Below are 2,085 nucleotides of genomic sequence, written 5' to 3' on the forward strand. Positions count from 1 at the left end.
CGACCGGCCGCTGCTGGTGCTCGACGTCGACGATGTCGTGCTGGAGTTCATCCGGCCCTTCCCGCATTTCCTGAAAACGCGCGGCCTCGGGCTCACCATCGCCTCCTTCCGCCTCACCGGCAACATCGCCGAAACCGCAACCGGGCGGCTGATCGAACAGCCGGAAGTGACGGCGCTGCTCGGCGATTTCTTCGACACCCAGGCGGATTGGCAAAGCATCACCGAGGGCGCGGCGGATGCCCTGGCGATGCTTGGGCGAGGCGCCGAGATCGTCATGTTGACCGCCATGCCGCACAAGCATCGCGCCGTGCGCCGCGCGCATCTCGACGCGCTGGGGCTAAATTATCCGCTGCTGACGACGGAAATGGCCAAGGGCCCGGCCATTGCCAAGCTACGCGGCCTTAAAGGTCGGCCGGTCGCCTTCGTCGACGACCAGCCCTCCAACCTGGCCTCGGCGCGCAATTCCGTGGCAGATGCCCACCTTTTCCACTTGATGGCCGACAATTCGTTGCGCGCCTTCCTGCCGCCAACGCCGCAAGACATCATCTCGGTCGAGCACTGGCGCGAAGCGGCGCCCAAGATCGCGGCCGCGCTCGGGCTTTAGCGCAAGCGCTCAGGGCTGCAGCTTCGCGCCGGCCCCGCCATTGTCGCCGCCGTCCGAATCGTCGCCCCCGGTGGAACCGTCGGTTCCATTCGCGCCGTCGTCGCTCGAGTTGACATCCTGGCCCGAATTGTCGTCCTGGACTTCATCCGGCCCCTTCAGCATGGCGCCGTTGACCGCCACGGACCCATCGGCCTTGGTGTTGATCACCCACTCCAGACGGCCGTCCGGCAGCGTCCTGCCGAAGCCCTTGACCGCCAGGGCAAAGGGGAAGGCCTGCGCCATTTGCTCATCGCTTTTGGCGCCTTCCTTCAAGGCATCGACGATCTTGTCGTAGCCGGCCACATCCACTGTCACGGTCGCATCCGGTTTCTCGCCGCCCGGGAACGTCATCTCGCCCTCCATGGCGACTTCAATGTCGCCACTCTTTACCGTGCTGTGCCCTATGACGACCTTCGGATTCTTGGCTTTGAAATCGGCGACCAGAGCCTTCCCGAATTCCTCTGACAGCGGCGGATTTTTATTGAGATCAAAGGCTTCGATCGCTTTCTTCGCCATCGTATCGAGGTCGATGTTGGCGCCGCCGAAGTTGAGGTCGATATCCGTCGGCACCAGCGGAGCAGTCCAGGCGGGTAGCAATTGCCTCGGGATCGTCAGGCCAGAGGCCTTGATTCCATAGTTGATCTTCCCGTTCTGAGAAACGCCGTCCATGCCGCTCGCCAAATCCAACTGCTTCGCGCCCCATTTACCGACCGGGCTCTCCATTGCGAAATCCTTGAACGCGTAGGTTCCGTCAATTCTTTCCCAGACAGGCAATGCAGCAAGAAGATGCGACTTAAGTTCCGCCTGATTTGCTTTCAATTTTGCCTCATTTTCATTTGCGACGGCAAAAGCAAGCAAATCCAGCAGCGGCTTTGTCCGAACACCCTTGCCGTTTGCCTGCACCGAAAATTCCGGCGCATTAAGGGTGACCGGGAAATTCAACCCTCGCTCGGGATCGTTGATTTTGACCACTTCGGCAAAGTTAAGGATCTTTTCCGCGACAGTGAAATCGATGCCGCCGTTCGCCGATTTTGTCGAAGTAATCATGGCGGTGCCGGCACCGGAAGAGACGTCGGCCTCTTGCTTCGGCTCGCGGGTTTTCATCGACATGGCGTCCATCGACCCCGTGACGCTGACGAAGGCAGCCAAGGTCGGATCATAAACACCGGCGAACTTGTTGTTCGACACGGAAAAGTCGATGTGCTGGGGCCCCTGAGGACCCGTGAAATCAGCCGATCCTTTCAGCGAAGTATCCGCCGAGACGTCCCACTGCCCGTCCTGGCGCGGCTTGACCCGCATGTCGTAGGGCGTGACATCGAACTTGAAGGAATCCTGTTTCGCCAGAAGGGCAGCCAGGGGCTTGAAGTCGAATGCGAGTTTATACGCATCGCCGTCGGCCGTAATCTTCAGCAGCCCGATATCGAAACCCGCCCTGCCGAAAT

The 2,085-nt window shown here is 60.5% G+C and carries 2 protein-coding genes; one reads left to right on the forward strand and one right to left on the reverse strand.

The genetic code is table 11. The annotated features are described in order from the left end of the window. Nucleotides 1–604 (forward strand): hypothetical protein (locus EOD07_RS32140; RefSeq protein WP_127238123.1); only part of this gene is annotated, 604 nt, incomplete at its 5' end. 9 nt (nt 605–613) lie between these two features. On the opposite strand, the gene EOD07_RS32145 is transcribed toward EOD07_RS32140, so the two are convergent. Next, nucleotides 614–2,085: DUF2125 domain-containing protein (locus EOD07_RS32145; protein ID WP_127238124.1), on the reverse strand; the 1,472-nt coding region annotated here is incomplete at its 5' end.

The organism is Mesorhizobium sp. M2C.T.Ca.TU.002.02.1.1, assembly GCF_003997225.1.